General features: G+C 61.2%; 13 protein-coding genes. 7 read left to right on the top strand and 6 right to left on the bottom strand.

Annotation, left to right across the window (positions count from 1 at the left end; genetic code table 11):
• Positions 1 to 42: 42 nt before the first annotated feature.
• The 3 genes from ACNFBR_RS15895 to ACNFBR_RS15885 form a co-directional block, all read right to left on the bottom strand.
• Positions 43 to 1389, bottom strand: coding sequence for a glutamine synthetase family protein (locus ACNFBR_RS15895; protein ID WP_416735785.1), 1347 nt, complete (start codon positions 1387 to 1389; stop codon positions 43 to 45).
• Between the two features lie 27 nt (positions 1390 to 1416).
• Positions 1417 to 1971 (bottom strand): helix-turn-helix domain-containing protein, encoded by a 555-nt coding sequence (locus tag ACNFBR_RS15890; protein WP_416735784.1) that lies wholly within the window; start codon positions 1969 to 1971, stop codon positions 1417 to 1419.
• A gap of 109 nt (positions 1972 to 2080) precedes the next feature.
• On the bottom strand, positions 2081 to 2986 hold the full coding sequence (locus ACNFBR_RS15885) for a LysR family transcriptional regulator (RefSeq protein ID WP_416735783.1): 906 nt from the start codon (positions 2984 to 2986) through the stop codon (positions 2081 to 2083).
• A gap of 158 nt (positions 2987 to 3144) precedes the next feature.
• Here ACNFBR_RS15885 and ACNFBR_RS15880 point away from each other — a divergent pair, with 158 nt between their 5' ends.
• The 3 genes from ACNFBR_RS15880 to ACNFBR_RS15870 all read left to right on the top strand — a co-directional run bounded on the left by ACNFBR_RS15880 (position 3145) and on the right by ACNFBR_RS15870 (position 5523).
• Positions 3145 to 4254, top strand: coding sequence for an S-(hydroxymethyl)glutathione dehydrogenase/class III alcohol dehydrogenase (locus tag ACNFBR_RS15880; protein WP_416735782.1), 1110 nt, complete (start codon positions 3145 to 3147; stop codon positions 4252 to 4254).
• A 43-nt stretch (positions 4255 to 4297) separates the two neighbouring features.
• The gene (locus ACNFBR_RS15875; RefSeq protein ID WP_416735781.1) at positions 4298 to 4696 is read left to right on the top strand and encodes a VOC family protein; all 399 of its coding nucleotides are present in this window, start codon (positions 4298 to 4300) and stop codon (positions 4694 to 4696) included.
• A gap of 134 nt (positions 4697 to 4830) precedes the next feature.
• Positions 4831 to 5523, top strand: a complete 693-nt coding sequence (locus ACNFBR_RS15870; RefSeq protein ID WP_416735780.1) for a tellurite resistance TerB family protein — start codon at positions 4831 to 4833, stop codon at positions 5521 to 5523.
• A gap of 16 nt (positions 5524 to 5539) precedes the next feature.
• Here ACNFBR_RS15870 and ACNFBR_RS15865 read toward each other — a convergent pair whose 3' ends face one another.
• Complete coding sequence (locus ACNFBR_RS15865; protein WP_416735779.1) at positions 5540 to 6256, bottom strand: murein L,D-transpeptidase catalytic domain family protein; 717 nt, start codon at positions 6254 to 6256, stop codon at positions 5540 to 5542.
• A gap of 85 nt (positions 6257 to 6341) precedes the next feature.
• Positions 6342 to 7376 (bottom strand): L,D-transpeptidase, encoded by a 1035-nt coding sequence (locus tag ACNFBR_RS15860; protein WP_416735778.1) that lies wholly within the window; start codon positions 7374 to 7376, stop codon positions 6342 to 6344.
• Positions 7377 to 7672: 296 nt separating this feature from the next.
• Between ACNFBR_RS15860 and ACNFBR_RS15855 the strand changes: the two genes are divergently transcribed.
• Positions 7673 to 9193 (top strand): NCS1 family nucleobase:cation symporter-1, encoded by a 1521-nt coding sequence (locus ACNFBR_RS15855; protein WP_416735777.1) that lies wholly within the window; start codon positions 7673 to 7675, stop codon positions 9191 to 9193.
• A gap of 103 nt (positions 9194 to 9296) precedes the next feature.
• Here ACNFBR_RS15855 and ACNFBR_RS15850 read toward each other — a convergent pair whose 3' ends face one another.
• Positions 9297 to 10166 (bottom strand): DMT family transporter, encoded by an 870-nt coding sequence (locus tag ACNFBR_RS15850; protein ID WP_416735776.1) that lies wholly within the window; start codon positions 10164 to 10166, stop codon positions 9297 to 9299.
• A 121-nt stretch (positions 10167 to 10287) separates the two neighbouring features.
• Between ACNFBR_RS15850 and ACNFBR_RS15845 the strand changes: the two genes are divergently transcribed.
• The 3 genes from ACNFBR_RS15845 (at position 10288) to ACNFBR_RS15835 (ending at position 13171) form a co-directional block, all read left to right on the top strand.
• Positions 10288 to 11670, top strand: a complete 1383-nt coding sequence (locus ACNFBR_RS15845; protein ID WP_416735775.1) for a PLP-dependent aminotransferase family protein — start codon at positions 10288 to 10290, stop codon at positions 11668 to 11670.
• Between the two features lie 90 nt (positions 11671 to 11760).
• On the top strand, positions 11761 to 12153 hold the full coding sequence (locus ACNFBR_RS15840; RefSeq protein ID WP_416735774.1) for a GFA family protein: 393 nt from the start codon (positions 11761 to 11763) through the stop codon (positions 12151 to 12153).
• A gap of 148 nt (positions 12154 to 12301) precedes the next feature.
• A complete protein-coding gene (locus ACNFBR_RS15835) occupies positions 12302 to 13171 on the top strand; it encodes an AraC family transcriptional regulator (protein WP_416735773.1) in 870 nt (289 codons plus the stop codon).
• Positions 13172 to 13230 lie beyond the last annotated feature (59 nt).

The raw sequence follows: 13230 nt of genomic DNA, 5'->3' as shown, positions 1-13230 counted from the left end.
GGTATTCAAACGTTGGGAATGCGTCTGTTCGGACTGCTGCACCTACAGGAACCAGCGGTATTCGCGGGCATCGATGTGGCGCATGAAGTCCAGTTGCTCCTGGTACTTGTTTTCGCAATAGACCATCACGAACTCACTGCCCAGGCCTTCGTTGACCACCGGGTGGTGACGCATGGCGGCCAGGGCGCCGAGGGCATCCTTGGGGAAGTCGATGCCGCTCTGACGGTTGTCGTTCAGCGGGGCGATGGGTTCCACGCCACGGTCCAGGCCATGCTCCATCCCGGTCAGGATGGCCGCCAGCACCAGATACGGGTTGGCATCGGCGCCCGCGAGGCGATGCTCGATGCGCAGGTTGCGTGGGTCGGACTCGGGGATGCGAATGCACGCATCACGGTCTTCGAAGCCCCAGCTGGCCTTGCTCGCCGCGTTGACCATGGCGCCATACCGGCGGTAGGCATTGTGGTTGGGGGCGAAGATCGGCATGCAGTGCGGCAGCAGCTCCAGGCACCCGGCCACCGCATGGCGCAGCTTGCGTTGCTCGGCACCGGCGAGGATGTTGTTGCCGGCAGCGTCATACAGGCTGACATGCACATGCATGCCGCTGCCTGGCGCGTCCAGGTACGGCTTGCTCATGAAGCTGGCACGGTAGCCGTGCTTCATCGCGATACCACGGGTACTGCGGCAGAACAGCGCCGACCAGTCCGCCGCGCTCAGGGCATCGTCGCTGTGGGAGAAGTTGATTTCGAATTGGCCGGGGCCCAGCTCGGCGGTGATGACGTTCGCCGGCACGCCTTGCTCGTTGGCGCCATCGACCATCTCGTGCAGCACCGACGAGAAGCGCGACAGCCGCTCGATGTGCATGTTCGGCTGGTCGTCCTCGTCCCCGGTCGCAGTGTCGCGTGGGTACTGCGGCAGGCCGTTATCGAGCTTGCGGTCGAACAGGTAGAACTCCAGCTCGAACGCCACCACCGGGCGGATGCCGCGCTTGGCCAGGCGTTGAAGCACACGGGCCAGCACTTCGCGCGGCTCGAACTCGATCGGTTTGGCGGTGCCGTCGGAGGTGATGAGCATCTGGGCGATCACTTCCTTTTCCCAGCGCACCGGCTTCAGGGTGCCCGGCACCAGGCGCCGGGCAGCATCCGGGTCGCCGTCGGCGAAGCAGTAGTCACCAATGGGGTAAAGGCCACCCTGGGTGCCCAGCAGCACGCAGTTCTGCGGCAGCTTCAGTGGCGCGCCGGCCGCGACTTTTTCCAGCATGTCCATGGGGTAGCGCTTGCCGTAGAAATGCCCGGGGATGTCCAGCGCAATCAGGTCGACATAGCGTATTGCCGGGTGTTCTGCTCGGAACGAGCGCACTTCAGTCAGCAGATCCGGAAAGATGACACTCATCTTCTTATCCTTGTGAGTTGAACGAATTCAATTGAAGACCCAGAGCACACGGGTGGTCTTTTCCGTCAGGTTGGCGTAACGGAATTGCGCGTGGGGTTGCAGCTGGAAGCAGTCGTTGGCCTGCAGGGTCACGGCGTCGCCCTGGTCCAGCCATACCGTGAGTTCGCCTTCAAGCACGAAACAGCCTTGCTCGGAGCGATCGCTCAGGTACTCGTCGCCACTGGTGGCGCCGGGCTCCAGTTGGCTGTCGAGCATGGAGAACGCGCCGGCGATGGTCGGCGAAGCCAGCACATCGGTGATGCCCGACTCCAGGTACAGCGTGCGCCGCTCGTGAGGGCGCGTGACCCAGCCGATGCTGCGGGGCTTGCTCAGGTTGTAGAAGTACGCGGTGGATACGCCGAGTGCTTCGCTGATGGCGGTGAGGTCCGCCACGGTTGGGCGTGAAACACCGCGTTCGACCTGGGAAAGAAAACCGACCGAGCGGTTGATGCGCTCGGCCAGTTCACCCAGGGTCAGGTTCTTGAATTTGCGCAGGTCGTGAATAAGGATCGCGAGGGCTTCAACCTCTTCGTGCATCTTCATCGTTTCTGACTGCCGTGAAATTTTTAGAGTTATTTTTCATGAAAAATTACATGAAAAATTTCACGAGTCAAGCCAAACGTTGGAAATGTCTATCCGCGCTTCAGGCGTGTCAGCCTAAAGCTGGCAACGCCCCAACAGCGACCAGCAGTTCGTCAAATACCGCTCGAACCCTCCCCGGAACAGGGCCACGCTGAGGCCGATAGACGTACAACCCCCATGCCGGAGGCTCTTCGTGCTGCAATACCTGCACGAGTTTGCCGCTGGCAATGTAGGGAGCCGCCATGTAGTCCGCTAGCTGGGCGAAGGCGACCCCAGCCAGTGCGGCGCCTAGCTCCATGTCGGCATTGTCGGCAATGAGAGTGGGAGCCGCAGGTGTCCACTGCTGTCCCGCTTTGAAGTGCCACGGCCAGGGGCGGCCGGTATTGATATCCAAGGCTGCGGCGATCGGCAGGCCAGCCAATGCATCGATATCGGCAGGTACGCCCACTTTTTCGACAAGACGTGGCGCGGCAACGATGGGCAGCCTCATGTCGGCTGCCTTGCGCGCAACGAAGCGGCTATCGCGCATGAAGCCGACCCTGATGCCAACATCGATCCCGTCGTCAACCGTATTGCTGATGCGGTCGGACAGGCGCACATCCAGCGTGATCCCGGGATGACGCTCGGCAACGCGCTCCAACGCCGGTAAAACTGCCCTGCTACCCAGGCTGTGCGGTGCGGTGATGCGCACCGTGCCCGACAGGACATCCTGCTGGTCGGCCGCAGGTGGTCGCCATAGATCTTCGAATCGCTCCAGCACGGGGCGCACCTGTTCCAGCAAGCCCTCAGCAAAGGCAGTGACTCGCACCTGGCGCGTGCTGCGATGGAACAGCACTTCGCCGTAGTGTCTCTCCAGTTGCTGAATCGCACGCGTGACACCTTGAGGGGAAGTGCCCAAGCGCACGGCTGCGTCGCGAAAACTGCTGCTCTCGGCCGCCACCCGAAATATACGCAGCAGTTCGATGTCGTTGTTCATTACCCATGCCCCGTGGTCAGCTTCGTTGCCCGTCAATAATTCCAATTAATGGAATTATAAAATCGAAACAATTCCATATACAGCAACCCACCCGTTTCCCAAACTGTCAGCACAGCGGAACGCTCCGCTCCTGAACCCGCAAATTAGGAAACGACATCATGAAATCACGTGCAGCAGTCGCCTTCGGGCCTGGCAAGCCGCTGGAAATCGTCGAGATCGACGTCGAGCCACCGCGCAAAGGCGAGGTGCTCGTCAGGATCACCAACACGGGCGTTTGCCATACCGACGCCTTCACCCTGTCGGGCGACGACCCCGAAGGGCTGTTCCCGGTCGTACTGGGCCACGAGGGGGCCGGTATCGTCGTGGAGGTAGGTGAAGGCGTGACCAGTGTAAAGCCTGGTGATCATGTCATTCCCCTCTACACCGCCGAATGCGGCGAATGCCTGTTCTGCACATCCGGCAAGACCAACTTGTGCGTTGCGGTTCGCGCAACACAGGGCAAGGGGCTGATGCCCGATGGTACGACCCGCTTCTCGTACAACGGCCAGCCGCTTTACCACTACATGGGCTGCTCGACCTTCAGCGAATACACGGTGGTCGCCGAGGTTTCGCTGGCCAAGATCAACCCGGACGCCAATCCCGAGCATGTCTGCCTGCTGGGCTGCGGTGTGACCACTGGCATCGGTGCCGTCCACAACACGGCCAAAGTGCAGCCGGGCGACTCGGTGGCGATCTTCGGCCTCGGCGGCATCGGTCTCGCTGCGATTCAGGGTGCACGCCAGGCCAAGGCGGGCCGCATCATCGCCATCGACACCAACCCGGCGAAGTTCGAGCTGGCCCGCACCTTCGGCGCGACCGAATGCCTTAATCCGAAGGACTTCGACAAGCCGATTCACGAGGTGCTCATCGAGATGACCGGTTGGGGTGTGGATCACACCTTCGAGTGCATCGGTAACGTCAACGTAATGCGTTCGGCCCTTGAAGCGGCTCACCGTGGCTGGGGCCAATCGATCGTCATCGGCGTGGCGGGTGCCGGCAAGGAAATTTCGACGCGCCCATTCCAGCTGGTCACCGGTCGCACCTGGAAGGGTTCAGCGTTCGGTGGGGTCAAGGGCCGCACTCAGCTTCCCGGCATGGTGGAAGACGCAATGAAAGGCGAGATCGATCTCGCCCCGTTCGTCACGCACACCATGGGCCTGGACGACATCAACAAAGCCTTCGACTTGATGCATGAAGGCAAGTCGATTCGCACAGTGATCCATTACTGATCACATACTGTTCATTCAACACCAACCCGCAAGGAAATCTCCCATGTCCAATCCTGTCATTTCCGGCGACGGCATCTTCTCGCACGTCTTCATCGGCGCCGCCGACGTTCAGCAGTCGGCCGCGTTCTACGACGCCGCGCTGGGCGCCCTCGGCATCAAAAACCTCGGTCCTTTCGGCAACGGATGGGTGCTTTTCGGTCGCGACAAGCCGGCGTTCATCATCGCCCGCCCGGGCAATGGTGAAGCGCCTTCCAGCAACGGCGTGACGGTCGGCTTCGCGGCCGCCACCCCCGCCGAAGTGGATGCCTTCCATGCCGCCGGCCTTGCGGCAGGCGGCACCGACGAGGGCCAGCCTGGCGCACGTAGCCACCTGCCGGGTGCCTATGCGGCCTACCTGCGTGATCCGGCAGGCAACAAGGTCTGTTCATACACCTTCGCCTGAACCCAAGGAGGCCGACGGCGTTCTGGATGCTCGGCAAGCTTCAGATCGCCCGTCGGCCAAACGGTCATGGCGATTCGCCTTGAGAGGGCTATCGTTGCTTGTCTGGGCGACGACTACCGACCAAGGGTGCTGCCATGAACACCAGTGATCTACTCGAACAGTTGCTTCGTGCCGGGCAACGTTCGCAAACACAACAAGGAGGCGGTGGCCTGGCGTCGCAAGACGGCCTGGGCGGCTTGCTGGGTGGGCTGCTTGGCGGCGGCAGTGCAACGGGTGGCCTGGGTGGTTTACTGGGTGGCCTTTTGGGTGGCGCTGGCGGCTCTGCACAAGGGCGCTCTACGGGTGGCACAAATTACGCAGCCCTGGCGTCGTTGGGCATGATGGCGTTCCAGGCCTACCAAAGCTGGCAGCGCAGCCAGGCCGCAGCACCGCAACAGGCGGTGCGCACGGTCGATCAATTGTCCGGCCCAGAGGCCGAAGACCATAGCCACGCCGTGTTGCGCGCACTGATCGCGGCCGCCAAGGCTGACGGTCGCATCGACCAGAACGAAGAACAGTTGATCTACGCCGAAATCAAACGCCACACCAGCGACCCGCAACTGCAGCAATGGCTGGATGAGGAAGTCAGCAAGCCACTGGACGCCGCCGAGGTGGCACAGTCGGCCCAGGACCCGGCCATGGCCGCGGAAATGTACCTGGCCAGCGTGATGCTGGTCGATGACCAGCAGCCCGCGGAACGCGCCTACCTGGACGAACTGGCTGGCGCACTGCAAATCGATCCGACCCTGCAGGTGCACCTGGAGCAACAGGCCAAGGGCGGCCTGTAGCTACCCACCACTGGCTCTACTTGCTAGCGATCGACTGGTTAGCCAGCGGACAGCTCTGGGCGTTGAGAAAACGCGATGTTTTCAGCCAGTCTTGCTGCGGGTAGTAAGCGAACACATAGCTGCCGCGTTGCAGCGTCTCGATCAGCTTGCCGGCAATGGCCGGCCGAACGGCAGGGCAGCCCTGGCTGCGCCCCAGGCGCCCGAGGCCGGGCACGACCTTGGGGTCGGCATACGCGGCGGCGTGCATCACGATCGCCCTCGACATGCTGTTGTCATTGAAGCCCGGCTCCAGCCCCTGCAGACGAAGCGAGCGACCGTGCTTACCGCTGTAGGTCTGACCGGTTTCATACAGGCCGATGGAGGATTGGTAGCTGTTCGGCGCGTTGGAGAACGTGGTCGGTACATCTGCACCGCTGTTCTTGCCGTGGGCGACCCACTCTTCGAACAGCAGTTTCCTGGCGCGCAGGTCGAACACCCACAAACGTTTGTCACGCGAGGCCTTGGAGTAATCGATCACCGTCAGCAACTTGTCCGCGTCGCTGTGACTGGCGCATGAATAAGCAGTCAGCGCCAGCGCCAGGGTCGACAGGCTGGCGTTCGGCGCCAACTGCTGCAACTCGGCGGCGCTAGGCAGCGATTGCGCGTGGGCGGTTTGCCAGGCGCTGAGGAAAAACAGGCCAATAGTGGCCATCGAGAGCCTGAAGGCTCCCCGCAAAGGTTCGAACATCGACATGAAATACCCTGTTGAAAAGCTGTCTTTTCTTGCCTTGTTTGCAGCCAAAAGCCACTACTTTGCTTGATTTATTGAAGATTGCCGATCACTTCTTGACCAATGGTTTAGTTTCTTCGCTGCCTTCGGTACTGATCACCGTGAATTTTCCGTCGCTGCGGGTATCCCGAGTTGACGCCCAGTCGGTGATCACCAGCATCGTGCCAACGTCCATCGCCGCGCGTAGATGACGGCGGAATTCCGGGTTGATGTTCAACTGCCCCAATTGTTCATAGGGCGTGGCCCCGTACTCCGGGTTGCTCAGGCCTACCACCGACCAGCGCAATGGTAGTGCCGCGTCGACGGCCAGGGCGGATGGCTTCTGCAACAGCGAATACACCGCCATGCCACTGCGGTGCTGACTGCCTTCAAGCGAAAGTGCCGGTGAAGAGCCGATCAACTGGCCACTGCGATACACATAGGCACGCCGGTCGGCGCGACTGATCAGGATCGACAACGGCCCCGCCGTTGGGTCGGGGTCGTTCCAGAACTGTTGGTTGCTCAATACCAGCGGCCCCTGGGCTTTGCCATCGCTGACCGTAGGCGCCAGCACACCGGGGTGGTAGACCTCCACCGGTGCGCTGTTGGTGTCGGAAACAATGACCGTGGTCGAACTGAAGCCGGTGACCTCGTAGAGCTTCTTGGCAAACTCCATCGGCAGGCGCACGCAACCATGCGAAGCAGGGTACCCCGGCAGATGGCCAGCGTGCAGGGCAATGCCGTCCCACGTCAGGCGCTCCATGTAGGGCATCGGCGCGCTGTTGTAGAGGCTGGATTTATGCTCGACCTTTTTCTGCAGAATGCTGAATACCCCGGTGGGGGTCTCCCGGCCTGCCTTGCCGCTGCTCACGGTGCTGACGCCGATGGCGATGCCATTGCGATAGACGTAGGCACGTTGCTCGGTAAGGCTGACCACAACGGTCACCGGCCCCACCGGCGAAACCTGCGGGTACCAGAGAAACTGGCCAGGCTTGAGGCTTTCGAGCTGGCTCCTGAGTGCAGCCGGGGTGGGCACCTGCAGCGGGGCCGCTTCGACCAAGGCGGCGGCAAGTAAAAGACCCAGTCCGAGCGATACATGCATCATCGAAAAGCCCCCAAAGAACCCCTGCAGGCAGAGTAGTCCGAACACGCCCTGGAAAGCCACCTGCTCGATGCGCCCACTCAGCTTGGTGGGCAGGCAAGCATCCTCGTTTGGTGCGCGCGGTAACAACTTTGCACAAAGAATGTGCACAAAATTCCCACTTTACGGCGCTAAGCCCCAGGTAAAAAATGCCGTATGAAGGCTACGGAAGCGCGAACTCAACCAAACGCATGAGCTGGTATGAATCTTGTTTGTATACAAATCCAAAAATAAAAGTACACAACCATCATGGAGTTCCGATGGCGTCGATTTCACGTTCCGATGTTGGTCAGCTCGATGCTCTCCCCGCCGATACCGCCGGGCCCAGTCAGCCGGCGTTGAGCCCACGCCTGTACAACGCCGACCTGGCCCCGACCCGCGCGGCAAATCGCACCTGGGGGCGCTATAGCCTGTTTGCGCTGTGGACCAACGATGTGCATAACATCGCCAATTATTCCTTCGCCATCGGCCTGTTCGCCCTGGGCATGAGCGGCGCGCAAATCCTCGCCGCCTTCGCGCTGGGCGCCCTGGTGATCTACGGCCTGATGAACCTGTCCGGCTACATGGGCCAGAAGACCGGCCTGCCCTACCCGGTCATGTGCCGGATCAGCTTCGGCATCCACGGTGCCCAGATCCCGGCCCTGATCCGCGCGGTGATCGCCATCGCCTGGTTCGGCATCCAGACCTACCTCGCCTCGGTCGTGCTGCGCGTCCTGCTGACTGCCATCGCTCCAGACCTCAAGGCCTACGACCAGAACTCGATCCTCGGCCTGTCGACACTGGGCTGGATCACCTTCCTCGGCATCTGGTGCGTGCAGGTGGCGATCTTCGCCTATGGCATGGAGATGGTGCGCCGCTTCGAGTCCATCACGGGGCCAATCATCCTGGTCGCGTTCGCCTGCCTGGCCGGCTGGATGTACTGGCGCAGTGGGCTGTCGATTGCCTGGTCGAGCGGCAACGCGCCAAGCGGCTCGACAATGTGGCTGAAAGTGTTCGGCGCCGCCGCCCTATGGGTTTCGCTGTACGGCACCATGATTCTCAACTTCTGCGACTTCACCCGTAACTGCCCCGACCGACGCACCATCAGCGTGGGCAACTTCTGGGGCCTGCCGGTGAACATGCTCGGCTTCGCACTGATCGCCGTGGTGCTCGCCGGTGCGCAGTTCAGCATCGACGGCAAACTGGTGCAGGGGCCGACCGAAATCGTCGCCGCCATCCCCAACACCGCCGGCCTGGTACTGGCCTGCCTGGCCTTCCTGATCGTCACCGTGGCGGTGAACATCATGGCCAACTTCGTCGCCCCGGCCTATGTGCTCGCCAACCTGGCACCGAACCTGCTGAACTTCCGCCGCGCCGGCTTGCTCAGTGCCGGCATCGCGGTGGTGATCCTGCCCTGGCACCTGTACAACAGCCCGTCGGTGATCGTGTATTTCCTCGGCGGCCTGGGCGCCCTGCTCGGCCCGCTCTACGGCATCATCGTCACCGACTACTACCTGGTACGCCGCAGCCGGGTGAACCTGCCGCAGCTGTACAGCGAAAGTTCAGCGGCTGCCTATCACTACAGCGGTGGGGTCAACCTGCGCGCCGTTGCGGCGTTCATCCCGGCTGCACTGATCGCCATCGTGCTGGCGCTGGTGCCGGCGTTCGACACACTGTCGCAGTTCTCGTGGTTCTTCGGGGCAGGCTTGGGCGGGTTGATCCACTACGCCATTGCCGACCGTAGCGCCCGGCACACCGACGTGTCCGGCGAAAGCATCGCGGTGGATAGCGCGCAGCACTGACCAGGGCCGGATGCAGGAAGCGGTTCATCGTGCGCCCAGGCACGATGAGCCTGTTCCGGTGTTCTGCGCGGCAGCTGCGCCATTCAGCCTTCGCCCAGGCCCTCTACCGGGCGTATTTCTTGGCCCCGGCAACACAGATGACCGCCCCCAGCGTCACCACAAGCATCATCCAGCTGACGTGCTCGTGCAAAAGCAACGCTGCTAGCCCAAGCCCCATGAACGGCTGAAAGAGTTGCAGTTGGCCCACTGCGGCAATGCCACCCTGGACCAGCCCTCGATACCAGAACACGAACCCAATCAGCATGCTGAACAGTGATACGTAGCCGAAGCTGAACCATGCAGGGGCGCTCACCTTGGCGAAGGCATCCGCCGCTGGAAGATTGGCGATCGTCAGCAACAGCATCAACGGCAACGCGACAAGCAAGGCCCAGCTGATCACCTGCCAGCCCCCCAATGTCCGCGAAAGGCGCGCCCCTTCCGCATAGCCCAACCCGCAAACGACTACCGCAGCCATCATCAGCAGGTCTCCGACCGCCGACGCTTCTCCACCATTCATCAGCGCATAGCCCGCGACCAGCCCAGCACCCGTAAACGAGAACAGCCAGAACAATGGCCGAGGTCGTTCACCGCCCCGCAGAACGGCAAAGGCTGCGGTACAAAGCGGCAGGAGCCCGACATAGACAATGGAATGAGCAGAGGTGACATGCTGGAGGGCCAGTGCCGTCAATAGCGGGAAACCGATGACAACGCCAAGCGCCGTTATGGCCAATGGCGCCAAATCTCCACGTTTAGGTCGAGGCTGGCGTAGCACGATCAAGAAAAGCGCCCCCAACAGGGCGGCAATCGTTGCCCTGGCACATGTCAGAAATGTCGGCTCGAAGGCCGCCACCGCCACACGGGTTGCTGGCAACGAGCCCGCAAAAATTGCGACGCCTATGAAGCCGTTGATCCACCCGCTCGTTGTTTTTTCCATCGGTAACTCCTCGATAAGCCAGGGCGCAGTACATCACCGACAGGCTCACCAAGGCCATGTACAATCCAATACAATTCAACCAAACTGTTATGCACACAAAGCCAACACAGTTGAGGGTGCAATGAGACGGGACGGAACGCGAATTCAAACTGTGATGGGTGAAGTCCAGTCCAAGATTGCCTCTCGAACCTATACACCGGGAGCGAGGATTCCGTCCGTCCGCGCAATGGCGCAAACCCTGCACGTATCGGTCTCTACCGTCCTCGAGGCGTATGAACGGTTGATGGCAGAGGGCGTACTCAGCTCCCGCCCTGGCTCAGGCTTCTACGTAGCGGGGCCAGTGGCGCCATTGGCGCTGACCGAACTCGGCCCCAAGCTTGATCGTGACGTCGACCCGCTGTGGATCTCGCGCCAGTCTCTTGAAACCTCCAGCGATGCGTTGAAACCAGGCTGCGGCTGGCTACCGCCATCCTGGTTGTACGAAGCGGGCATGCGTAAGGCACTTCGAAACGCTGCCCGCTCGGACGCCATGAAACTGACTGAGTACGCTTCACCGCTCGGACATCCGCCTCTCAGGCAATTCTTGTCGCGTCGACTGGCCGGTATCGGGATCGAGGCCCCTCTGGAACAGATCATGCTCACGGAGTCCGGAACTCACGCCATCGACCTGATATGCCGTTTTTTGCTGGAGCCAGGCGACACCGTCCTGGTCGACGACCCCTGCTATTTCAATTTTCACGCACTGCTCAAAGCACACAGGGTGAACATCGTAGGCGTACCCTATACCAGGACGGGCCCGGACATCGATGCGTTCGGCGCCGCCCTGCTCGCACACTCTCCTCGGTTGTACATAACCAATGCCGGCATCCACAACCCAACCGGGGCCACTCTGTCGCCGGTCACGGCACACAAGCTGCTGAAACTGGCCGACACCTCTAGCCTGGTGATCGTAGAGGACGACATCTTCGCCGATTTCGAACATACGCCCGCGCCACGCCTGTCCGCCTTCGATGGCCTTTCTCGCGTCATCCAGATTGGTAGCTTTTCCAAGACCGTTTCCGCTTCAATTCGATGCGGCTACATCGCTACTCGCAGCGACTGGATCGAGAGCCTGGTCGACCTCAAGATCGCGACCACATTCGGGGGTGGCCGCCTGGGCGCGGATTTGATCCACCAGGCCATTACCGATAGCGGCTATCGAAAACATATGGAAGGAGTTCGCCTCAAGTTGGCCGGAGAAATGGACAGAACTGTAGCGAGGCTACAGGCCATTGGCATCAAGCCATGGATGATTCCTCAGGCGGGCCTGTACCTCTGGTGCCAACTCCCTCAAGGCAAGGATGCGGCAACGCTGGCCAGAGCATGTTTGAATGAAGGCGTAGTGCTCGCGCCTGGAAATGCTTTTAGCCAGTCCATGACTGCGGGCGATTTCCTGCGTTTCAACGTTGCCCAATCGGCTGACAGCAGAATCTACGACGTGTTGAAGCGCGCATTGCGCGCCTAGTCGCGAAACCACCGCGCCGGTATCAATGACCAGTCGACTGATCACCCCAGGCCAGTTACGCTGGCTTTTTCCACCTGCACGGAAGCGCCAGTGAAAGAGGCATACCAAGGAAGCTGCCTGTGCGCAGCGGTCAGTTATCTGGTACTCACCGCCCCCAAGGCAGTGAGCCATTGCCATTGCAGCCAGTGCCGCAAAAGCCATGGCGCCGCATTCGCGTCCTACGGCAGCGTTCCGCGCAACATGCTGCGGATACTGCGCGGCGCTAACAGCATCAAGGCTTTTGCCTCTTCACCCACGGCAGTGCGCGAGTTTTGCGCAGCCTGCGGCTCGAACTTGTTCTGGTCACGCACCCAGGGTGAGTTTGCCGACTGGGTTTCGATAGCCCTGGGCACCCTCGATACACCGTTCCTGCCCAAGAAGCAGAAACATGTTCACGTCGACGCTTCTGCCCCCTGGTATGCCCCCTGCAACCATGCCGAGTAACACAGCACAGGCCTGCGCAGCCCAATCGCGCAAAAATGAGGTAGCCGCCAGGGTCAAGACAATCCCCGATAGAGCAATCACGGCTAGGCACCTCGATGCCTGAACAACGGATGCTAGCGCTCACCGCACCTTCCGGAGATTCCGTTCGTTGACCGACTCACAGCACAACCCTACCTACGCCAAACGGTTCGAAGCCGTGCTTGCCTACATCGACAGCCACCTCGAAGGTGACTTGTCGGTGAATGCCCTGAGCCGCGTCGCCAACTTCTCGGCGTTTCACTTCCATCGGCAATTCACCGCCTACATGGGGGTACCGGTTTCACGGTATGTGCAACTGATGAGGCTTCGACGCGCGGCGCACCAACTGGCAGCTTCGCCCTCGACGTCCGTACTGGAAGCCGCGTTCGGCGCTGGCTTCGAAAGCCCCGAAGCTTTTTCCAGAGCGTTCAAGCGTGCTTTTGGCATGGCGCCGAGCGTGTTCGCCAAGGCACCGAACTGGCAGGCCTGGAGTGCGGTATTCGTTGTTCCTCACCTATCCAGGAGTATCACCATGCAGATCCGTATCGTGGATTTCACCGAAACCCGCGTGGCCGCGCTCGAACACCGAGGGGCGCCCGGCCTGGTTGGCGAAAGCGTCGCGCGTTTTCGCCAATGGCGCATGCACAGCGGCCAATCGCCAGTGGCCAGCAGCCGCACCTTCGGCATCCCCTACGACAACCCCGACACTACCCCACCCGAAGCCTTTCGCTTTGCCGTTTGCGGTGAGATTGACGAGGTTGTGCAGCCCAACGATTTCGGCGTGCATGAGCGGGTTATCCCGGCAGGACGTTGCGCTGTGATTCGGCACATTGGTTCACCTGACTACATCGGCGAAACCATCTACCCGCTTTATCGTGACTGGCTGCCAACGAGCAATGAAGAACTGCGCGACCATCCATTGTTCTTCCAGTACCTGAGCGTGTATCCGGAAACACCGCTGGAGCAATGGCAAACGGATATCTACGTGCCGCTGAAGTAGATTGGGCCATGGGCCGCGGCCAACGCCAACCATCACCAGCCCCGGGCAACCGAGCCGGC

It is taken from the genome of Pseudomonas sp. NY11955, assembly GCF_048068035.1.
GTDB lineage: Bacteria > Pseudomonadota > Gammaproteobacteria > Pseudomonadales > Pseudomonadaceae > Aquipseudomonas.
The sequence above is the reverse complement of the archived record's forward strand: the minus strand, read 5'-3'. Positions and strand labels throughout refer to the sequence as shown.